This window comes from Paenarthrobacter sp. 22069 (assembly GCF_052046035.1).
GTDB lineage: Bacteria > Actinomycetota > Actinomycetes > Actinomycetales > Micrococcaceae > Arthrobacter.
In genome coordinates, this window is record NZ_JBQEQF010000018.1 from 63,255 (window position 1) to 81,926 (window position 18,672).

General features: G+C 68.0%; 17 protein-coding genes. 7 read left to right on the top strand and 10 right to left on the bottom strand.

Annotated elements, in window-relative coordinates; genetic code table 11:
* Window positions 1-15: 15 nt before the first annotated feature.
* From ACTJK0_RS15430 to ACTJK0_RS15465, 8 genes are all read right to left on the bottom strand, one after another.
* Complete coding sequence (locus tag ACTJK0_RS15430) at window positions 16-873, bottom strand: hydroxymethylpyrimidine/phosphomethylpyrimidine kinase (RefSeq protein ID WP_440745767.1); 858 nt, start codon at window positions 871-873, stop codon at window positions 16-18.
* Window positions 874-1,010: 137 nt separating this feature from the next.
* Entirely contained in the window at window positions 1,011-1,949 is a 939-nt protein-coding gene (locus ACTJK0_RS15435; protein WP_440745768.1) for a type IV toxin-antitoxin system AbiEi family antitoxin domain-containing protein, read from the bottom strand.
* Window positions 1,950-2,115: 166 nt separating this feature from the next.
* Window positions 2,116-2,865, bottom strand: a complete 750-nt coding sequence (locus ACTJK0_RS15440) for a dienelactone hydrolase family protein (RefSeq protein WP_440745769.1) — start codon at window positions 2,863-2,865, stop codon at window positions 2,116-2,118.
* 35 nt (window positions 2,866-2,900) lie between these two features.
* Window positions 2,901-4,187, bottom strand: a complete 1,287-nt coding sequence (tgt, locus tag ACTJK0_RS15445; RefSeq protein ID WP_440745770.1) for a tRNA guanosine(34) transglycosylase Tgt — start codon at window positions 4,185-4,187, stop codon at window positions 2,901-2,903.
* A 50-nt stretch (window positions 4,188-4,237) separates the two neighbouring features.
* Window positions 4,238-4,966 (bottom strand): SRPBCC family protein, encoded by a 729-nt coding sequence (locus tag ACTJK0_RS15450; RefSeq protein ID WP_440745771.1) that lies wholly within the window; start codon window positions 4,964-4,966, stop codon window positions 4,238-4,240.
* 71 nt (window positions 4,967-5,037) lie between these two features.
* Entirely contained in the window at window positions 5,038-6,087 is a 1,050-nt protein-coding gene (locus ACTJK0_RS15455; protein WP_440745772.1) for a DUF6707 family protein, read from the bottom strand.
* 88 nt (window positions 6,088-6,175) lie between these two features.
* Window positions 6,176-6,715: an NUDIX hydrolase family protein gene (locus tag ACTJK0_RS15460; protein WP_110544343.1), complete on the bottom strand. Its 540-nt coding sequence runs from the start codon at window positions 6,713-6,715 to the stop codon at window positions 6,176-6,178.
* A gap of 9 nt (window positions 6,716-6,724) precedes the next feature.
* The gene (locus tag ACTJK0_RS15465) at window positions 6,725-7,465 is read right to left on the bottom strand and encodes a VOC family protein (protein ID WP_440745773.1); all 741 of its coding nucleotides are present in this window, start codon (window positions 7,463-7,465) and stop codon (window positions 6,725-6,727) included.
* A gap of 108 nt (window positions 7,466-7,573) precedes the next feature.
* On the opposite strand from ACTJK0_RS15465, the gene ACTJK0_RS15470 reads away from it, so the two are divergent.
* Both ACTJK0_RS15470 and ACTJK0_RS15475 read left to right on the top strand, forming a co-directional pair.
* On the top strand, window positions 7,574-8,191 hold the full coding sequence (locus ACTJK0_RS15470; RefSeq protein ID WP_440745774.1) for a YdeI/OmpD-associated family protein: 618 nt from the start codon (window positions 7,574-7,576) through the stop codon (window positions 8,189-8,191).
* Window positions 8,192-8,308: 117 nt separating this feature from the next.
* Complete coding sequence (locus ACTJK0_RS15475; RefSeq protein WP_440745775.1) at window positions 8,309-9,976, top strand: glycoside hydrolase family 32 protein; 1,668 nt, start codon at window positions 8,309-8,311, stop codon at window positions 9,974-9,976.
* Here ACTJK0_RS15475 and ACTJK0_RS15480 read toward each other — a convergent pair.
* Complete coding sequence (locus tag ACTJK0_RS15480; protein ID WP_440745776.1) at window positions 9,973-11,310, bottom strand: glycoside hydrolase family 76 protein; 1,338 nt, start codon at window positions 11,308-11,310, stop codon at window positions 9,973-9,975. The two genes, ACTJK0_RS15475 and ACTJK0_RS15480, sit on opposite strands and share 4 nt — an antisense overlap.
* A gap of 141 nt (window positions 11,311-11,451) precedes the next feature.
* On the opposite strand from ACTJK0_RS15480, the gene ACTJK0_RS15485 reads away from it, so the two are divergent.
* Window positions 11,452-12,246, top strand: coding sequence for an SDR family NAD(P)-dependent oxidoreductase (locus ACTJK0_RS15485; protein ID WP_440745777.1), 795 nt, complete (start codon window positions 11,452-11,454; stop codon window positions 12,244-12,246).
* The gene (locus ACTJK0_RS15490) at window positions 12,243-13,448 is read left to right on the top strand and encodes an acyl-CoA dehydrogenase family protein (RefSeq protein WP_440745778.1); all 1,206 of its coding nucleotides are present in this window, start codon (window positions 12,243-12,245) and stop codon (window positions 13,446-13,448) included. The genes ACTJK0_RS15485 and ACTJK0_RS15490 overlap by 4 nt, the downstream gene beginning before the upstream one ends.
* Here ACTJK0_RS15490 and ACTJK0_RS15495 read toward each other — a convergent pair.
* Entirely contained in the window at window positions 13,445-14,299 is an 855-nt protein-coding gene (locus ACTJK0_RS15495; RefSeq protein ID WP_440745779.1) for a DUF1684 domain-containing protein, read from the bottom strand. The genes ACTJK0_RS15490 and ACTJK0_RS15495 overlap by 4 nt on opposite strands.
* 132 nt (window positions 14,300-14,431) lie before the next feature.
* Here ACTJK0_RS15495 and ACTJK0_RS15500 point away from each other — a divergent pair, with 132 nt between their 5' ends.
* From ACTJK0_RS15500 to ppc, 3 genes are all read left to right on the top strand, one after another.
* Entirely contained in the window at window positions 14,432-15,118 is a 687-nt protein-coding gene (locus tag ACTJK0_RS15500; RefSeq protein WP_440745780.1) for an NADPH-dependent F420 reductase, read from the top strand.
* A gap of 8 nt (window positions 15,119-15,126) precedes the next feature.
* Complete coding sequence (locus ACTJK0_RS15505) at window positions 15,127-15,666, top strand: hypothetical protein (RefSeq protein ID WP_440745781.1); 540 nt, start codon at window positions 15,127-15,129, stop codon at window positions 15,664-15,666.
* A 114-nt stretch (window positions 15,667-15,780) separates the two neighbouring features.
* The gene (gene ppc, locus ACTJK0_RS15510) at window positions 15,781-18,588 is read left to right on the top strand and encodes a phosphoenolpyruvate carboxylase (protein WP_440745782.1); all 2,808 of its coding nucleotides are present in this window, start codon (window positions 15,781-15,783) and stop codon (window positions 18,586-18,588) included.
* Window positions 18,589-18,672: the final 84 nt, after the last annotated feature.

The window sequence follows — 18,672 nt, forward strand, 5'->3', positions numbered from 1 at the left end:
AGGGCGGCGCGCTTTCTAGCGGGCGCCGCCCTGCCACAGGGCATCGAACGGGGCACCGGAGGCGACGCGGTTGCGGATGCCGGCGGTGACGAAGTCCTTGGCAGTCCGTGCGGCTTCCAGCGGGGTAGCGCCCTTGGCGAGTTCCGCCGTCACGGCCGCGGCAAGCGAGCAGCCGGCGCCGGAGACAGCTACCTCGCCCACCTTCGGGGCGGCCAGGACTTCCAGGGTCTCGCCATCGAAAAAGACGTCGACGGCGTCAGGGCCGTCCAGCCGGACCCCACCCTTAGCCAGGACAGCGGCGCCGCTGAGTTCGTGGATGCGGACGGCCGCGGCCTTAAGGGACTCGACGTCGGTGATCTCCAGGCCGGACAGCGACTCCGCCTCGAAGTGGTTGGGGGTGACGAACGTGGCCAGCGGCAGGATCTGCGCCTTCAGGGCCTGGTCCGTATCCAGAGCGTGGCCCGGCTCCTGGCCCTTGCAGATCAGCACCGGATCCAGGACCACATTGGCGAAGCTGTTTTCCTGCAGGGCCCCGGCTACGGTGCTGATCGTGGCAGGGCTGCCCAGCATGCCGATCTTCACCGTGTCCAGAACCGAAGGCGCGCCCGACGCCGGACCGTACGCCGCCGTCGTCGCCTCCAGCTGGTCGGCAATCACCTGCTGGTCCATCGGCACGAAACGGTGGTTCCAGCTGTCCTTCGGATCGAACGAGACGACGCACGTCAGGTTGGCGATGCCAAAGACGCCGAGCTCCTGGAAGGTCTTCAGGTCAGCATGGGCGCCCGCGCCACCGGTGGCTTCGGAGCCTGCGATGGTGAGGACGACGGCGGGGCCGGCGGCGGACAGTGTTGCGTCAGTGGAAGCGGAAGTCATGTGCCCATCCTGCCACCCGCCGTCGGACCCCTGCCAAACCGGTGCCTCAAGTCCCCACACGCCGGAAAGGTGCCAGATCGCCGGAAAAAACCGGCGATCTGGCATCTTTCCGGCGGTTGGGCGCTCCGGCGGCATGGCTACCGCCGCAGCGCGGCAAGGATACGGGCTTTGAACTCATGCTCGCGGAAAAGATCGGCCCAGGTCACACGGACAAGGGTCCAACCATTCTCGGTGAGCTCCTTCTCGCGCTGCCGTTCCTGAAACAGCACCTCGGCCGTTGGCTTGTAGTCGAAGTACTTCGTTTTCCCGTCGAATTCGAGTGCGACCTTTTGCTCCTTCCACGCGAAGTCCAGCCGGTAGCGGCCAGCACGCGCAGCTACCGCCACCTGGGGTTCCGGCAGGGGGAGTTTCAGCCGTATCAGGAGTTCGCGCGTGAGTGTCTCACCGGCCGATTCGGAGCGTGAATCTGCGTTGGCGAGCGCCAGCCGGAGGGTCCGGATGCCGCGGCGTCCCTGCAGGCCCTCAGCCATGCGTTCCATCAGGGCTTTATCAGCACAGAGCCGGAGGGCATGGTCCGTCAGCACCAGTGCCTGCCGGTAACCCAGCATCATGGCGCAATCCACGACTGTCCTCTCCAGCGAGGTCACCCGGAGGCCGGCGAGAGTCACCACCTCCGGTGCGGTCCAAGGCCGGGTGTGGCCCTGGACATCCTTGCCGAGCCGCTCGCTGGAAGGATTCCCCCGCAGCAGAAGGTGGATCACGTCATCAACATCCCATAGATATAAACCGTGCAGCCGGGCAGCCGAAGTGTGGCTGTACACATAGCGGCCCGCCGAGGTGGTCAGCGTCCCGTGCGCATGGGCGCGAATCAGCTGCCTGCTGCGGACGGGACGCGTCTGCTTCTCCCACAGCTCGGCGCGGATGTAGCATCCGTGGCGGAGGCGGACCAGCTGCCCGTGGAGGACCAGAGCCTTGATGGCCCGGGCATTGAGGCCCCTCTCGTGCAGTTGTCCCGTTCGCCACAGGTTGCCGGTGCCCGGAAGCGCGGGGAGCGGGACTGGCCGTTGCGGTGTCATCCCGACAGGATCCTGCCGCTACGGCAGCTCCGGGAGGCGCCGCCGTGGTCATGTGGAAAACGGGCCAGGGCCCTCCCGAGTCCCGGGATCGCCGGAACCCGTCCGGTTCGCCGCAACCTTCCGGCGATCCGGCAGGTTTCCGGCGAGTTCGACGGCGGGCGCCGGGTTAGCCCTTCAGGGACCGGTCCAGCAGGGAACGCAACTCGCGGAAGTGCCGCTCCGTTGCTTCGGGGTTGAAGGCTGAGGTGTCCGCCATGGTGTAGCCGTGTGGCGCCCCTTCGTAAATCCCGTTGGAGGCCTCAAGCCCGGCGTCCTTGAGCGCTTCGCCGAGGCGAGCGACGGCGTCGGGGGCCATGCTCCGGTCGTGGTCCGCGTGGCCGAAGACGAACCTCGCGCGTGCCTTCCCCAGCCCCAAGTGCGGGCTGTCCGGGTCCTCCGTCGCCAGCCCACCGCCGTGGAAACCGCCACACGCGGCCACCAGGTCCGGGTGGGAGGTGGCCGTGCGGACCGCGAGCCTGGCGCCCATGCAGTAGCCGGTGGTCCCGATGGGGCCGGGTGCGATGCCGTCGAGCATTGCCAGTGCCGAAACCCAGGCATCGATGTCCGGCAGGGCCTTGTCCGGTGTCAGGCGGCCGACCCGCGGGAATGCAGCCTTGCCCGCGGCTTCCCGGCCCTCCTGGGTGGTCATGTCCATTGAAGGGGCCAGCTCCGCAACCGTTCCCTCCCGGTAGAAAACATTCGGTGCCAGCACCACATACCCCCAGTCCGCGATGCGCTGGGCCATGTCCTGGAGGCGGGGCCGCAGGCCGAACGCGTCCATATACAGGATGACACCGGGGAACGGGCCCTCTCCGGTGGGCGGACGGGCGACGAGGGCTTCGGCAGGGCCTGCTGGGGCCTGGATCTCGATGAGCATTTGGTCAGGATAGCGGAGGCCCCCGGGCGCGACGCTCAGGAGTAGTACCGGCCCAGGGTTTCAGCCTTGAAGTCAAAGAAGGTACCGGCTTCGATGGCCAGCCGGGCGTCATCCACCATCTTCACCACGAACCGCTCGTTGTGGATGGAGATCAGGGTAGCGGAGACCATCTCCTTTGCCTTGAAAAGATGGTGGATGTAGGCCCGCGAGTAGTTGGCGCAAGCGTAGCAGTCGCAGCCGTCCTGCAGCGGCCCGAAATCGCGCTTGTACTTGGCGCCCGAGAGGTTGAACCGGCCGTACGGGGTGTAGAACGCCGAGTTCCGGGCCACCCGGGTGGGGGAAACGCAGTCGAAGGTGTCGGCGCCGTTTTCGATGGCCGTGAAAATGTCATCGGGCTCGGAAATACCCAGCAGGTGTCGCGGCTTGTCCTCCGGCAGTTCCTCGTTGCACCACCGCACGATGGTGCCCAGGTTCTCCTTCTCCAGCGCCCCCCCGATGCCGAACCCGTCGAACGGCATGGCACCGAGGTCCCGGCAGGCCTTCCGGCGCAGGTCCTCATACTGCGCACCCTGGATCACGCCGAACAAGGCCTGGTACGGTTTGCCCGCCCGTTCCCCGGTGAGGCGGAAGTGCTCCTCGAGGCAGCGCTCCGCCCACAGCCGGGTGCGTTCCAGGGACTCCTCCTGGTAGCGACGGGAGTTCTGCAAGGTGGTGAGCTCGTCGAAGGCGAACATGATGTCCGCACCGATCTGGTGCTGGACCTGCATGGAAATTTCGGGGGAGAAGCGGTGGCGGTCCCCGTTGAGGTGGGACTTGAACCAGACCCCGTCGTCGTCAATGTGCGCCAGGCGTTCCTTGCCGGGGGCAACGGCATCGTCCGGGCCGGAGGCGTCCACCGATTTCATGTCGATGACCTTTTTGAAGCCGGACCCAAGGCTCATTACCTGGAACCCGCCGGAGTCCGTGAAGGTGGGGCCGGGCCAGTTCATGAAAGCACCCAGGCCGCCGGCTTCATCCAGGATGTCCGGGCCAGGCTGGAGGTACAGGTGGTACGCGTTGGCGAGCAATGCCTGGGCGCCCAGGCCCGCCATGGATTCCGGGAGCACCGCTTTCACGGTGGCCTTGGTGCCGACGGCAATAAACGCCGGCGTCTGGATGTCGCCGTGCGGGGTGGTGATGGTGCCGGTCCGGCCCAGGAACTCTCCGCCGTTGCCGGCCACTTGCGCGTCCGTGGGCGGGTTGGACTCCGCCAGGCGCGTGCCCACCGTGAAGGAAAACTGTGACCGGGTAGCAGGCAGGGCGAAGGCGGGGTTGGCTGGCACGGTACCAGTGTGCCAGCAAACCCGGCCGCCTTAACAAACCACCGGGGCCCTCAGCTGGCGGGGTCCGACCCCGGGTAGTTGCTGGACCGCCAGGAATCCCAGGACGACCTGATGGCCTCGAGCCTGCCCGCACCCAGCTCGTAGGTGGAGGCGATGACCAGCGAGCCCTCGCCCTCGGCCCGGACATCCTTGATGGCGGGATGATCGGCCACCACCAGCAGCCCTTCGCCGTGCTCGGCGTAGCTGTGCACCGTGAGTCCCACCTGGTGGCTGGTCCGGAACCAGACCTTGCCGCTGATCTCCTCGCCGCTGTCCAGCGTGACCTGGTACGGCTCGCCGGGTGCAGGAAGGTTGGCAAGCCCCAGCTTTTCGATCGCGGAGCCCTTTCCGTCCGTCAGGTGCAGGAACAGGGTATGGCGCTTGCCGTGCGGGTGGCGTTCCAGGGCGAAGCGGAGCTGCTGCAGGAAGGTCAGCCACCCCTGGGTGATGTCCTCGTCCCAGGCCGCCCACTCGGAATCATGGTCCAGTGCCCCGCGGGTAACGCTGACCCGGGTTCCTTCGGGCACCGGGTGCAGTTCAAACGTGTCCCCGCCGTGCACCGTGAGCCTGGTGTGGTCCGCAGATTCCTCCACGTCGCTGGAGAAGTAGATCTCCTTGATCTCGGATTCCAGGTCCTCGGCCTGCCAGCCGTGCCACTGTGCCACCTTGGACGGTTCGCGCAGCATGGTCCAGACCTGCGGCGCGTCGGCGTTGATCACTACGCTGAGATTGTTCGTCATAGCCCCGAATGTACGCCCCGCACAGGGGCCCGGGTAGGGGGAAATCCCCGTATGGGGACAGCGCCCGGAGGTCAGGCGCGGACCGACTCCAGCTCATTGCTGATGCGCCGCTCCAGTTCGGACATCCCGATGGTCTCCGAGCCGCCGTGGGCCCGCAGGAACAGCAGGGATTCCAGCCGCAGCAGCCGCCATTCACGTTCGGCGTCATGGTTGGAGTTGTCGATCGAGCGGAAGATTTCCTTGTCGTACAGGTTGGGTTCGTTGAGCGAGCGCTGCCGCACCCTGGCGGCCATCCGCGCCTTGAACGGGTCCGTTTCCTGGTTTTCGGGGGTGCGGATCAGTTTTTCGTAGACTTCGGCGCGTTCATCCTGGCCGTCCTGCCGGCAGATGTAGCTGGCCAGCGCCAGGGCTGCTTCCACCGAGCTCCACCGGCCGGGATTGCCGTCATACGGCAGCACCGTGAGGAGGTCCGCCACCGACAGGGCGCCGTCGGGGTCCTTGAGCGTGATGAACAGTTCGTGCGCCAGGTCGCTGAGGTCCTTCAGGCAGCTTCCGGACTTGAAGTTGACGCCCTTGGAAAGCCGGTCGGCCAGGAGCAGGACGCCCTGGGCATCCGGGTGCGCCTCGGCGGCGGCTTCCACCACGGATTCGGGAGTGCCGGCCGGTGCCGGGATAAGCGCAAGTTCCTCCTCGCTGGGCCCGGTCACCGCAGGCGGGGCCGGCGGCAGCGGAGGTACGACGACGGCGGGCGCCACAGCGATGGGCCCGGTCCCGGCGCCGGGCTGCTCCTGCCCCGTGGCTGTTTTGGGCGGGCCGTCGTTGGGTGCGTCGGCCTCCACGGGCGGCGCGGTCTCCGGAAGGTTTGCCGGCAGCGGAAGCTGGGTGACGTCGTCGTGCGTTCCCTCCACCACGGTGACCATTGTGCCGATGGCCACCCGCAACGTCCCGCCGCCGGAAAGGCTTGCCAGCACCAGTGCCGGGGAGCCGAAATCGTCGTGCTCGAGCTCCACCTGGTCGATTTCGGCGGTGCGCCGGCCGTCGGGGAGGAGGATGTGGCTGCCGGTGGTCAGAGATCCAGCCTGCTGTTCACGGTGGTGCCTGGCGGCTGGTGTTTCGGTCATGGGAGTCCTTAGGTTCTCTTGCGGTCCGCCCTACAGTCTACAAAGGCGGGCACTCAAAACCGGGGACCCCCACGTCCCGGCGGGGTGGTTAGAAGCCCACGCCTGCGAACGCCAGGGCCTGCCGGATCAGGCCGCCGCGGCCGCCGGAAAACTCCATTTGGACGCCGGGGCTGAGGACTTCCTGCGGGGTCATCCAGGTCAGTTCCAGGGCGTCCTGGCGGGGCTCGCACTCACCCGTCACCGGGATGACGTAGGCCAGGGACACGGCGTGTTGCCGCTCGTCCGTGAAGCCGGTCTGGGACGGTGCGGGGAAGTATTCGGCAACGGTGAATGGCACAGGGCTGAGCGGGAGCTGCGGAAACGCCAGGGGGCCGAGGTCCTTTTCCATATGCCGCAGCAGGGCGGCGCGGATGGTCTCACGGTAAATGACCCGGCCGGACACCAGCGAACGCACCATGGTTCCGTCCGCGTCCGCCTGCAGCAACGTGCCCACCTCGTTGACGTACCCCAGCGGATCCAGCCGGACCGGCACTGCCTCCACGTACACCATGGGCAGGCGCCCCCGTGCCTCAAAGAGGTCTTCTTCAGAGAGCCAGCCGGGATTCGGGTCAGGTGTGCGCACGTTCATGCTTAAGTTCTACCCCATGGGGCGGCGCTGGGAGACCCACACGGTGGCGGGCGCGTTGGGGCTGCCGGCGTCCGGATTGGCCACATGCAGGGTGCTGCCGAAGGCCTCTTCGGTCAGGCTGGTGGCGAAACCTGCGGCGGCCAACCGCTCCTGCAGGGGCTCCAGCCCGCCTCCGTACTCGAATCCCAGCCCCGCGCGGGACGGCCCCGACGCCGGGCGCACCAGGAGGACCCCGCCGTTCTTGGCCGTGAAGTCGGCTGTTTCATCATTGTCCGGCACCGGGCGCGGCCGCGCTCCAATATGCAGCAGCGTCCGGGCCGCAGCCTCGGGGTCAGCGGTGTACCAGACGCCGACGACGGCCAGCGAGGGGTCGGCATCCGCGCACTGGGCGAAATGGGCTGCCTTGTCAGCCACGAAGCTGAAGCCGTCCGGCGCAGTGATCCTGCAGGTCTCCTCTCCGGCCGGAGCCAGCTCCGCCGGTCCGGTTCGGTCTTCCTGCGTTCCGTCCTCGTGGGCCGCCAGGTTGGTGCGGCGCGCAAATTCCGCAACATCCCCCACCTCAACCGCAAATACTGTCCCGCCGTCCTGCCCGGATCCTGCCTCTGCGGGCTGCAGCGCCAGCCGTCCGGACGCCGAATCGAAGACCTGGCGCCCGCCGTCGTCCTCTGTCTGGACCATCCCCAACGCCGTGAGGAGCTGCTTCCAGGACTCGGTGCGGGACGTGGAATGGACGGGGCGGACTCGGAGCATGGCGTTGTCCTTGGTGCTGGGGGACGGGTCTGTAGGGGCAATGATGCCACGTGACGCGGCGCTGCACACGGGGCTTGTGAACGGGCTTTTCAACGGCAGAATTAGGCCATGGCCGAAGACCTTGAGGAACTGCTGGTGCCCGATGCCGCTGCCTGGCGCGCCTGGCTGGAGGAGAACCACGGCACCAGCCCCGGAGTGTGGCTGGTCCTGCACAAGAAGGGCGGGTCGGTGACCAGCCTGGATTATCCGGCAGCCCTGGACGAGGCCCTGTGCTTTGGCTGGATCGACGGACAGCTGCGCCGCCGGGACGACGAAAGCTCCTTCCAGCGGATGACCCCGCGGCGCCCCCGGAGCGTCTGGTCCGCCCGGAACGTTGGCCATATCGCCCGGCTGGAGGAAGCCGGAAAAATGACCGACGCCGGCCGGGCAGCCGTTGCCGCTGCCAAGGCCGACGGCCGCTGGGACGCAGCCTACGGCGGCCAGGCCGATCTGGAAGTCCCGGCAGACCTCGCCGCCGCCGTCGCTGCCAACCCGGCGGCGCAGGGGATGTTCGAGGTCCTCACCAAAACCAACCTGTTCGCCCTGGTGTACCGGACCAACTCCGCAAAGCAGGCCGCCACCCGCGAGCGCCGGATCGCAGGCTTCGTGGACATGCTGGCGAGGGGGGAGACGCCTTATCCGCAAAAGAAGCGGCCCTCCGGCATGGACCCGGAGGCGGCCGGGTAACGTCATCCGGTTGGGTCCCGGGAGCCGAACCGGTAGAATCGATGGTTCACTTGCGCTGGTGCCGTTCCCCGATCCGGGGGACGGCATTTGTGCATTCAGCGACGGATCGACACCACCATGCCCTCCACCCTTCCCGGAACATTCCTTGCCGCCCTTCGGCGCCGCCCGATCCTTTGGTCGGCGGTGGCCGCGGTGGCAGTCCTGGCCCTGGCCGTTTCGCTGGTGCTTGCCGGAAGCGGGCAGGAAGACCAGCAGGAAGGCGCCCGGCCCGGACCTGCCGGTTCCTCCGCCGCCCCCTCGGAAACCGCCCCCTCGGAAGGGACTCCGGCTCAGGGTCCCGGTTACCGGCCCGCCTACCACCTCAGCCCCGACCAGCGCTGGATGAACGATCCCCAACGGCCCTTCCTGCTGGACGGGGTCTGGCACTACTACTACCTTTACAACGCCGACTACCCGGAGGGGAACGGCACGGAATGGTTCCACGCCACCAGCACCGACCTGGTGCACTGGAAGAACGAGGGCGTGGCCATCCAGAAATTCCGCAACGGCCTGGGCGATATCGAGACGGGCTCCGCGGTGGTGGACACGGAGGGCACGGCAGGGTTCGGCAAGGGGGCGGTCATTGCTGTCCTGACCCAGCAGCATGACGGCGTCCAGCGCCAGTCCCTGTTCTACTCCACGGACAAGGGCTACAGCTTCCAAAGCTATGGGCAGAACCCCGTGATGGAGAATCCCGGCGCCGAGGACTGGCGGGACCCGAGGATTGTGCGCGACGACGCCAACAACCAATGGCTGATGCTGCTCGCCGAAGGGTCGAAGATCGGCTTCTACACCTCCAGGGACCTGAAGCAATGGACGTATGTTTCCGGATTCCGGCAGGACGGCCTGGGCATCCTGGAATGCCCCGACTTCTTCCAGATGGATGTTGACGGCGACTCCGCCAAGCGCACCTGGGTCCTGGCCGCCAGCGCCAACGGCTCCTCCGAGGGCCGCACCACCGGGCTGGCGTACTGGACCGGCAGTTTCGACGGGAAGGCATTCACCCCCGAGGGCGGGCACCAATGGCTCGACGGCGGAGCGGACTTCTACGCCGCCGTCACCTGGGACGACCCACGGCTTCCCGATGTCCAGCGCAAGGCGTCCCGCCACGCCATCGGCTGGATGAACAACTGGGCGTACGCACGGCAACTGCCCCCGACGGACTGGCACGGGGCCGCATCGGTGGTCCGCGACATCCGCCTGGAGTCCGGTAGTGGCCGCCCTGTGCTGGCGTCGTCCCCCACCACGGCGCTGACGTCGCTGGAGGGGGAGCCGGCCCACGTGCCAGGCGGCGGGCTGGGGGACGGGAGGGCGCTTCCGGTGCCTGACAGCGGAGCCTTCAAGGCCGACGTCGAACTGGAAAGACCTGCCGGCGGGACCGGTGACGCCCGGCTCCTCCTGCAGAGCGGGGGCACCACCTACGCCACGGTCGGTTATGACTTCGCGTCCGGCCGCGCCTTCGTGGTCCGTGACGGCGACGCCGTGGCCGGGGGCAAGGACAGGCCGGCCGGCTCCGCCGCGGACGATGCGTACCGGGCGGCCCGGTCAGTGGAGGCCCGGCCTGCCGGAGACATCGTGCGCCTGACAGTGTTCGTGGACAGGTCCTCGGTGGAGGTTTTCGTGGCCGGGCAGACGGTGACGTCGCTCGTATTCCCGCCGGCGGGCCACCGGGAGGCGCGCCTGGCGGGGGACGGCGGGGTGCAGCTCAAGGGCGGCACCGTCACTCCGCTGGCCGGCATCCGCTAGGCGCAAGGCCGGCCCGCCGCGCTGACCGACGCCGCGGCCTCCAGGGTCATCCAGGCCTGGAGCTGGGTGGAAAGCTCGACGGCGGCCCCCGGCGGATACGTCGCGGCCGCCGGTTGGGCGGCATGCATGGAGAAGATGCTCCTGCCCGCCAGCCGGGGTCCTGCTTCGCCGTTGCCCACCGGGCGGCGGCCGGTCCAGAACGCCTCCGCGGTGTCCGTCACCAGACGGGCAGCGGTGTCCCGCGTGGAGCCGGGGAGCCGGGGGTCCGCCGCAGCGAGCGCCAGGTAGCGGCAGAGGATCCCGGTGAACAGGCCGCCGTCGCCGGTTCCGTCGCAGCGGAGCACGCTGCGCTGCATCGAACCGTCCTGCCTCGATGGGGCGGCCGGGATTGTCAGCCTGCGCCGCACGGACTCCACCAGCACCGCGGCCCGGGCCAGGTTCGCGTCCCCGCCCACTTCCAGGAGTGCCCCCAGCACCGGCCCCTGGTTGTACGTGTACACGGCGCGCTCCAGCACCACCTCGCCGGCGGGGGTGAGGCGCGCGCCGTCCAGGTACAGTTCCTGGTCCGGGTCGAAAAGAGTGGCGTCGAGCCAGTCCAGCAGGGCCTGAGCCTTGGCTTGCTGTCCGGTGCGGGCGTAAAACAGGGCCACCGGCGCCGTGGCCGGGGTGTTCTTGAAGTCCCGCTTCCTGCTCCAGAACGTGCCGCCGCCCAGGTCGTCCGTGCAGGCGGCGTCGAACTGGAGCGTGAGCGATGCCCTGACCGCTGCGTTGCGCCGGCGGCCCGGGCGCCGGCTCTCCTCGGCCAGGCTGTCCAGCCGGAGGGTGGCCAGGGCAAGCCAGGCCATGTCGTCGTAGTAGTTGTTGACGAAGGTCAGGGCGTTGCGGAGCCTGATACCGGTGACCAGGCGTGAGGCCAGGCGCCCCGCGCTGGGCCGCTGCGGTCCGTTGAACCGGGCCGCCGGAGTGGCCCCTCCGCCAAGCTCCCGCCGGCCGGTGTCCACCAGGCAGTCCACATAGTGCGCCTGCCACCAGTAGTGCCATGGCAGGAGCAGCGCTGCGGCAGGCCTGGCACGCCGCAGGGTCGCCAGCCACCGCTGCGGCCATCCGGCTGCTCCCTGTTCCTGCCCTGGGTCCTGTTCCTGACCCCCGGGAGCAGGCCCCTGCCCCGCCGGAGCCTGGGTGCCTGCCCTGGGCTGCTTGCCCTGCCAAAGGATGGCACCCAAGTGGGTTCCCGGCAGGAACAGGAGCCTCCGGCCAAACAGTGCGGTCACGGACCGGGCCGCGTGGTTCGCCTTCTCCTGCCATCCGTCGTCCGGGTCGCTCGTGGAAGTCATGCCGTCCACCCTAACGGGGCACCCTGCCGCGTTTCCCGCCCGCGGCGCCAAAGAGTGCGGGCGTGCCCGATTTCAGTTAACATTCATTAACTGTTGCCCGACGCCGCGCCGTGGCATGGGAACACGCATCAAGGAGGATGTATGGACATCGCAGGCAGCGTCGCACTGGTGACAGGCGGCGCCTCCGGGCTGGGGGCAGCTACGGCACGGAGGCTGTTCGACGACGGCGCCTCCGTAGTGCTCCTTGACCTGCCGTCCTCGGCCGGGCAGGCGTTGGCGGACGAACTGAACGCCCGCGCCGCAGCCGGCCAGTCCGCCGCTTTCGCCCCGGCGGACGTGACGGACGAGGCCGACGTCCGCGCCGCCGTCGGGACCGCCTCAGGGCTGGGACCGCTGCGGATCGTGGTGAACTGCGCCGGAATTGCCACTCCCGGGAAAGTGCTGGGACGGGACGGCGTGCTGCCCCTGGAAACGTTCAGCAAGGTCGTCCAGGTCAACCTGATCGGGACTTTCAACGTCCTGCGGCTGGCAGCCGAAGCGATGGTGGCCACCGAGCCCGCCGCCACCCCGCTGGGCGGCCCGGAACGGGGCGTCATCATCAATACCGCCTCCGTGGCTGCCTTCGACGGGCAGATCGGACAGCCCGCCTACTCAGCGTCCAAAGGTGCGGTGGCTGCCATGACGCTGCCCCTCGCGCGCGAGCTGGCGCGCTCGTTGGTCCGGGTGGTCACTATTGCGCCGGGAATCTTCGAAACCCCCATGATGGCGGGCCTGCCGCAGGAGGCCCAGGACTCCCTGGGCGCCCAGGTTCCGCACCCGTCACGGCTGGGAAAACCCGCGGAGTACGCCAACCTGGTGGCGCACATCGTGGACAACGCCATGCTGAACGGTGAAACCATCCGCCTGGACGGCGCCATCCGGATGGGACCGAAATGAGCGCGCCGGACATGCCGCAGCTGCCGGCACCGGACTTTTTCGCCGTCGAATCGATGCTGGGCCAGGACGAACGGAACAAACTGGCCGAACTCCGCGACTTCCTCGCCGCCGAGGTGGCACCCCACGCCGGCGACTGGTGGAACAAAGCCGAATTCCCCGCCCACATCCTGCCCAAGCTCGCCGCCCTGGAACTGAGCACGCCCGTCCACCGCGGCTACAGCCACCTCTTCGCCGGGCTCGTCATTGCGGAGATAACCCGGGTGGACACCTCCCTGGCCACGTTCTTCCTGGTGCACCACGACCTCTTCGTCGAGTCGCTGCACACCTTTGGCAGCAAGGACCAGAAAGAGCGGCTCCTGGCCGACGCTTCGGAGCTGCGCACCACCGGTGCCTTCGCCCTGACCGAACCCCTGCATGGTTCCGATGTGGCCGGCGGGCTGGAGACGAGGGTCCGGCGGATCTCCTCCAGCACGGGAGAAGCGGACGGCGACGGCGACACCTGGGTGCTCAACGGCGCCAAGCGGTGGATCGGCAACGGGACGTTCTGCGACTACATGCTGGTGTGGGCCCGGGACGAGGCGGACGGTTCCGTGCGGGGCTTCATCGTGGACGCCACCCTGCCGGGGGTCAGCCGGAGCAGGATCGAGAACAAGATCGCCCTGCGCACCGTCCAGAACGCCGACATCGTATTCCAGGACGTCCGGGTTCCGGAAGCGGACCGGTTCAGCGGGATCAGCAGCTTCGAAGACACCAAGGAACTGCTCCGAAGCTCCCGGATCATGGTGGCCTGGCAAACGGTGGGCCAGCAGCTGGCCGCTTTCGACGTCGCCCGGCAGTACGCAGTCGAACGCCACCAGTTCGGCCGCCCGCTGGCGCATTTCCAGCTCATCCAGCAGCAGCTGGTGACCATGCTGGGCAACACCGTGGCAAGCATGTCCATGATGGCCGGGATCGCCAGGCTGCAGGACAACGGCGGGGCGGGCATGCCCCAGGTGGCGCTGGCCAAGTCCTACCTCAGCGCCCGGATGCGGGAAACCGTGGCCCTGGGCCGTTCCATCCTGGGCGGGAACGGCATCGTCACCGACTACCGGATGGCCAAGATTTTCGCCGACGCAGAGGCCATCTACACCTATGAGGGCTCGTTCGAGGTGAACACCCTGATCGTGGGCCGGGCCATCACCGGGATCTCAGCCATTTCCTAAGCGGGGTAGGGCTCTTTCTCGCCGGCCTCCACCCGGATGTCGAGGCTGTTGTTCTTCACCGGCATGGGGCAGGTGCCGTAGGGGGTGAAGGCGCTGGGGTAGTTGATGGCCCGGTTGAAGTCCAGCACCACGGAGCCGTCCGGCCGGGGTCGGGGGAGTGAGAGCTTGCGCCAATCGTCCGTGGTGTCGCCGTTCGTTTCGTCATGGAACGTGACGGTCAGGGCGCCAAGCTTCTCCTCTTCCGCCTGGAGCCGGAACTCGTGCCTGCTGCCCGGGAAGCTGAACACTACCTCGCCAACGGAGCGGTGCACGCCGTCAACCAACGGGTTCGCGGTCCCGATCGGCACGTCCACCGGGGCGGGGTAGGGCTCGAACCGGCCCGCCACTTCCCAGTCCGGGTTGTACGGAAAGGTGGGCACGCCGTCGAACTCCGTAAAGACCGGCGATGCCGCGTCCCGGGTCCGGACCGCATATCTGCCGCCGCGCATGGCCAATTCCACCACCACCTGGTCCCCGTCGGGGCCGCCGAACTGCACCCACATCAGCGATTCCTCGTCCGCCAGGACCGCGGAGATGGTGCCGTCCACTGTTTCCCCCGACTCCAGCAGCGTGAGCTCGTCGGACGGAACCGCGGTGAGGAACGCCGTCGTACCTTCTCTTGAATCGGTGCCGTCCGTGGACCACAGGCCGGGGACAAGTTCGACGGCGGTGGGCGAGTCCTCGAGCCACTGGAGCGACGTGAGGGTGAGCCAGCCGTGCGGGGCTGCCAAGGCCTTGTTGCGGTTGGCGCGGAAGCGCTGCCAGCGCTCCACCCGCGCGGTTGACGTGGCGGCGGCTGGGGTAGTGGTCATGGTTCCTTCCGGTTGCGTCTGCCCACGCTACAACCGCGGCCCATTCCCGTTCATTCCGCCTGCCGGTACGGCTCACTGGGTATTTGCCGCCGCGGACTGCCTGCCGGCCGGCCCGGGGGGTAGCGTTCTGCCATGAGGATCGCAGTTCTTGGTACGGGCACCGTAGGGCGGGCGCTGGCGGCAGCGTTCAACAGGCTGGGACACGACGTTGTCCTGGGTACACGGGACCCCGGCGAAACCGCCGCCCGCAGCGCCCCCGATGCCATGGGCGGCCCGCCCTTCAATCAATGGCTGGAAGGCCACGCCGGCATCAGGCTGGCGACGTTCGCGGAAGCGGCAGCCGACAGCGAACTGGTGGTCAACGCCACGAACGGAACTGCATCACTGGCGGCCCTGGCTGCGGCCGGCGAGGCACGGCTGGCAAGGAAGATTCTCATGGACGTCTCCAACCCGCTGGACTCCACGCAAGGCATGCCGCCGGTGCTGAACCCGGTGAACACCGAGAGCCTCGCCGAGCGCATCCAGCGGGCGTTTCCCGAAGCCCGGGTGGTGAAGACGCTCAACACGATGAACGCCGGGCTGATGGTGGACCCGCAGCGCCTGGCTGACGGGGAGCACTCCGTGTTCCTGTCCGGCGACGACCCCGACGCCAAGAAAACCGTGGCCGGACTCCTGGCGGAGCTCGGCCACAAGGACATCATCGACCTGGGCGACATCACCAGTGCCCGCGGTGCCGAAATGGTGCTGCCGCTGTGGCTGCGGCTCTTTGGCGCGCTGGGAACCCCCGACTTCAACTTCAAGGTGGTCCGCCGGGGTTGAATGGGTGGGTGGACATCCTCGCAGGAGTAAACCGGGAATGGCTGGCAGCGCTGACCTGGCTCGCGGCGCTTGCCGCAGGCGGGGCTGTGCTGCTCTGGCGCCGACGCCGGCCCGACCTCGCAGCGCTGGCCGCCGTCGCCGTCTTTATGGCAGCGAACACTGGCGCCGGCATCTATGTCCTGAACCACCTTGCCGACGGGCGCTGGGGCGGGGACGCGCACGCCAGGCTTGACCCGCCGTCGTTTTCCGGAACGCCGGTGGTGGGCCAGTTCCTGCAGCCGCTCAACGCGGCGATGGCCGACCTGGCGGGAAGGGCCAACGATTTCATCGACTTCCAGGCCGCCCTGCCCGTGGCGCTGGGTTTCTTCGCGGCCGCCGGGTGGGCCCTGGCCGCCATGGTTCCGGTGGGGCTGGCGGCTGCCGCCGTGCAGGCCCGGGACGCCCGCCGCCGGAAGGCCGAGGCCGCAGCCTGGCAAAACGAGGTGGAGAAACTCCGCGCTGAAGTGGACGCGCTCAAACGCCACGTGGGGTATCGCGACATCTTTTGAGACGGATTCCACTGCTGAACGGGACCGGGGGTAGCATCTTTAGCTAGTAACGTGGCTCACAGTATCCAGCGCAGTGTACGAGCCAAGTCCCGAAACCCTCGAAAGATTGCTTCCATGGCTCACACTGCAACACCGCCCGAAACCGACCTCGCCGCTGAACTGCGCGCGGATGTCCGGCGCGTATCCACGCTGCTGGGCGAGTCCCTGGTCCGCCAGCACGGCCCGGAACTGCTGGACCTTGTGGAGCAGGTCCGGCTCCTCACCAAGGAATCGAAGGAAGCTGCGCGCGGCGGCGCGCATGCCACCGGGCCCTGGAGCGCGCACGACGTCGTCGCCCAGGTCCGCGAGCTGCTCGGCTCCCTGCCCATCGAGCAGGCAACCGACCTGGTGCGTGCCTTCGCGTTCTACTTCCACCTCGCCAACGCCGCGGAGCAGGTCCACCGCGTCCGCGGGCTGCGCACGCGTGCCGAGAAGGACGGCTGGCTGGCCAAGACAGTGGCGGAGATCGCCACGCAGGCCGGCCCGGACGTACTCCAGGAAGTGGTCAACGCACTGGATGTCCGCCCCATCTTCACCGCCCACCCCACCGAGGCCTCCCGCCGCTCGGTACTGGACAAGATCCGCAAACTTTCCGACGTCCTGTCCCGCCCCACCGTCGAGGGTTCCACGGGCCGGCGCAGGCAGGACCGCCAGCTGGCCGAAATAATCGACCAGATGTGGCAGACCGACGAACTGCGCCAGGTCCGGCCCACCCCGGTCGACGAGGCCAGGAATGCCATCTACTACCTGGGCGGCATCCTCACCGACGCCATGCCGGAAATGCTGTCCGAATTCTCCGAACTCCTCGGCGAACACGGAGTAACCCTCGCCTCCAAGGACGCCCCCATCCGGTTCGGCTCCTGGATCGGCGGCGACCGCGACGGCAACCCGAACGTCACCGCCGCCGTCACCCGCGAAATCCTGCAGATCCAGAACCAAAGCGCCATCCGGATCAGCATCGGCATGATCGATGAGCTGATCTCCATCCTGTCCAACTCCACCTCGCTGGCGGGGGCGGACGAAGCACTGCTCACGTCCATCGACGAGGACCTGAAGAAGCTGCCCGGCCTGGACAAGCGGGTCCTGGAGCTGAACGCGCAGGAGCCGTACCGGCTGAAGCTCACCTGCATCAAGGCCAAGCTCATCAACACCGGCAAGCGGGTTGCCGTGAACTCCAACCATGAGCACGGCCGTGACTACAGCGGAACGGACGAGCTCCTGGCCGACCTGCACCTGCTGGAGCTCTCGCTGCGGAACCACTCCGCTGCCCTGGCCGCGGACGGCTCGCTGGCCCGCGTCCGTCGCGCCATCGCCTCTTTCGGGCTGCACCTGGCCACCTTGGACATCCGCGAACACGCCGACCACCACCACGACGCCGTCGGCCAGTTGATGGACCGGATCGGCGGCCCTGGCCTGCGCTACGCCGAGCTGAGCCGTGAGGAACGCTTCGAAGTGCTCGGCTCCGAGCTTGCCTCCCGCCGCCCGCTGTCCGGCCACCCGATCAAGCTCGACGGCGCCGCCGACGGCACGTACGACGTCTTCCGCGAGATCCGCCGGGCCCTGCGCATGTACGGTCCCGACGTCATCGAGACTTACATCATCTCTATGACCCGGGGGGCCGACGATGTGCTCGCCGCAGCCGTCCTGGCCCGTGAAGCCGGTCTGATCAACCTCTTCGGCGACAAGCCGTACGCGAAGATCGGCTTCGCGCCGCTGCTGGAAACGGTGGAGGAACTGCGGGCCTCCGCCGAAATCGTCGACCTGCTGCTCTCAGATCCCTCCTACCGTGAACTGGTGCGCCTGCGCGGCGATATCCAGGAAGTCATGCTGGGCTACTCGGACTCCAACAAGGAATCCGGTGTGATGACCAGCCAGTGGGAGATCCACAAGACCCAGCGCAAGCTGCGTGACGTCGCCGCCAAGCACGGCGTGCGCGTCCGCCTGTTCCACGGCCGTGGCGGCTCGGTGGGCCGCGGCGGCGGACCCACCTACGACGCCATCCTGGCCCAGCCTAACGGTGTCCTGGAAGGTGAAATCAAGTTCACCGAGCAGGGCGAAGTCATCTCCGACAAGTACTCGCTGCCGGAGCTGGCCCGGGAAAACCTGGAGCTGTCCCTGGCCGCGGTGCTGCAGGGCTCGGCCCTGCACCGTGATCCGCGGACCTCGGAGGACCAGCGGGAGCGCTACGGGCACGTCATGGAAGCCATCTCGGACGCCGCCTTCGACCGCTACCGCAAGCTGATCGACCACCCGGACCTGCCCGCCTACTTCATGGCGTCCACGCCGGTTGAGCAGCTCGGTTCCCTGAACATCGGCTCCCGCCCGTCCAAGCGCCCGGACTCCGGCGCCGGGCTGGGTGGCCTGCGGGCCATTCCGTGGGTGTTCGGCTGGACCCAGTCGCGGCAGATCGTGCCCGGCTGGTTCGGGGTGGGCTCCGGGCTCAAGGCGGCGCGTGAAGCCGGCCATTCCGCCCAGCTGGTGGAAATGATGGACCAGTGGAACTTCTTCCGCTCGGTGCTCTCCAACGTGGAAATGACGCTCGCCAAGACGGACATGGACATCGCCGGTTACTACGTCTCCACCCTGGTCCCCGAGGAACTGCACCACCTGTTCCGGACCATCCGGGAAGAGTACGAGCTCACCGTCGCAGAGGTCCGGAAGCTGACCGGCGAGAACCTGCTCCTGGACGCACAGCCCACGCTGAAGCGCTCCCTGGAGATCCGCGACCAGTACCTGGACCCCATCAGCTACCTGCAGGTGGAACTGCTCCGCCGCATCCGCACGGAAGGCGAAATCAGCGGAGCCGAAATCGATGAGCGCCTCCAGCGGGCCATGCTGATTACGGTCAACGGTGTGGCGGCAGGCCTTCGCAACACCGGGTAATCCCCGCTCACATAAGGCCCCTTCTGCGCGAACGCCCGCTCACTCGGTGAGCGGGCGTTTCTCGTTTGCCGGCCACAAGTGGGC

What these genes read in the sequence shown, in the direction of transcription:
- ACTJK0_RS15455 (WP_440745772.1), bottom strand. Translation starts at nt 6,087, where the DNA reads ATGACCGAAACACCAGCCGCCAGGCACCACCGTGAACAGCAGGCTGGA.
- ACTJK0_RS15500 (WP_440745780.1), top strand. Translation starts at nt 14,432, where the DNA reads ATGAGGATCGCAGTTCTTGGTACGGGCACCGTAGGGCGGGCGCTGGCG.
- ACTJK0_RS15430 (WP_440745767.1), bottom strand. Translation starts at nt 873, where the DNA reads ATGACTTCCGCTTCCACTGACGCAACACTGTCCGCCGCCGGCCCCGCC.
- ACTJK0_RS15450 (WP_440745771.1), bottom strand. Translation starts at nt 4,966, where the DNA reads ATGACGAACAATCTCAGCGTAGTGATCAACGCCGACGCGCCGCAGGTC.
- ACTJK0_RS15495 (WP_440745779.1), bottom strand. Translation starts at nt 14,299, where the DNA reads ATGACCACTACCCCAGCCGCCGCCACGTCAACCGCGCGGGTGGAGCGC.
- ACTJK0_RS15460 (WP_110544343.1), bottom strand. Translation starts at nt 6,715, where the DNA reads ATGAACGTGCGCACACCTGACCCGAATCCCGGCTGGCTCTCTGAAGAA.
- ACTJK0_RS15440 (WP_440745769.1), bottom strand. Translation starts at nt 2,865, where the DNA reads ATGCTCATCGAGATCCAGGCCCCAGCAGGCCCTGCCGAAGCCCTCGTC.
- ACTJK0_RS15470 (WP_440745774.1), top strand. Translation starts at nt 7,574, where the DNA reads ATGGCCGAAGACCTTGAGGAACTGCTGGTGCCCGATGCCGCTGCCTGG.
- ACTJK0_RS15465 (WP_440745773.1), bottom strand. Translation starts at nt 7,465, where the DNA reads ATGCTCCGAGTCCGCCCCGTCCATTCCACGTCCCGCACCGAGTCCTGG.
- ACTJK0_RS15480 (WP_440745776.1), bottom strand. Translation starts at nt 11,310, where the DNA reads ATGACTTCCACGAGCGACCCGGACGACGGATGGCAGGAGAAGGCGAAC.
- ppc (WP_440745782.1), top strand. Translation starts at nt 15,781, where the DNA reads ATGGCTCACACTGCAACACCGCCCGAAACCGACCTCGCCGCTGAACTG.
- ACTJK0_RS15435 (WP_440745768.1), bottom strand. Translation starts at nt 1,949, where the DNA reads ATGACACCGCAACGGCCAGTCCCGCTCCCCGCGCTTCCGGGCACCGGC.
- ACTJK0_RS15485 (WP_440745777.1), top strand. Translation starts at nt 11,452, where the DNA reads ATGGACATCGCAGGCAGCGTCGCACTGGTGACAGGCGGCGCCTCCGGG.
- ACTJK0_RS15490 (WP_440745778.1), top strand. Translation starts at nt 12,243, where the DNA reads ATGAGCGCGCCGGACATGCCGCAGCTGCCGGCACCGGACTTTTTCGCC.
- ACTJK0_RS15475 (WP_440745775.1), top strand. Translation starts at nt 8,309, where the DNA reads ATGCCCTCCACCCTTCCCGGAACATTCCTTGCCGCCCTTCGGCGCCGC.